Origin of the sequence: Pseudomonas sp. RA_35y_Pfl2_P32, assembly GCF_963970735.1 — a bacterium.
Taxonomy (GTDB): Bacteria; Pseudomonadota; Gammaproteobacteria; order Pseudomonadales; family Pseudomonadaceae; genus Aquipseudomonas.
This window is the reverse complement of the sequence record NZ_CAXAQF010000151.1, coordinates 1-575: the sequence shown is the minus strand read 5'-3', so window position 1 is coordinate 575 and position 575 is coordinate 1. Positions and strand designations below refer to the sequence as shown.

Annotated in this window: 1 protein-coding gene; it reads left to right on the top strand. The window is 57.7% G+C overall.

Annotated elements, in window-relative coordinates; translation table 11 throughout:
• Nucleotides 1-369 (top strand): flagellar biosynthetic protein FliQ (locus AACY45_RS27580; protein ID WP_339548629.1); only part of this gene is annotated, 369 nt, incomplete at its 5' end.
• Between the last annotated feature and the right edge of the window lie 206 nt (nt 370-575).

Here is a 575-nt window from a genome sequence, read left to right as displayed (position 1 = left end):
CTCTTCCATCTAATGATCTCTCTCCACGCCACTCGCCCCGCAAGGATCGCTAGGCGCACGTCCTGGCGCCGCGACCCCGTCACCGGGGGAGGCGAATTGGAGACATACAGTCCTTTTTCGGTTTCGATGGGCCAAGCACTCTGGGTCATCATGATCATCGCAGGGCCTCCGCTCATTTTGATGCTGGTCGTCGGGCTGGTTATTTCCATGGTCCAGGCCGCGACATCGATCAACGAACAGACGGTCAGCTTTGTCCCGAAGCTTCTGGCGTTCATCCTGTTTCTTGCAATCTACGGGGCTACCGTCGGCGATCTCCTGATCGACTATACCCGCGACCTGCTGATGCATATTCCGGACGACATACGTTGATCGCAGGCCTTTTATTAGGCCCGGGCGGCTCCCGCAAATCTGGTGGTCCGCGAAACAGAGTGCTAGCGTCCGAGGAGATTGGGGCGAAGGGGGGAGCAGGGTTTGGCAGACTTTGAATTGCTGGCGCGGCAACTGATCCAGCGATGGAAGGAAGACCCGAACGCGACCTATCAGAGCTGGTTTCTTTGGGACGAGCGCATCAAGAA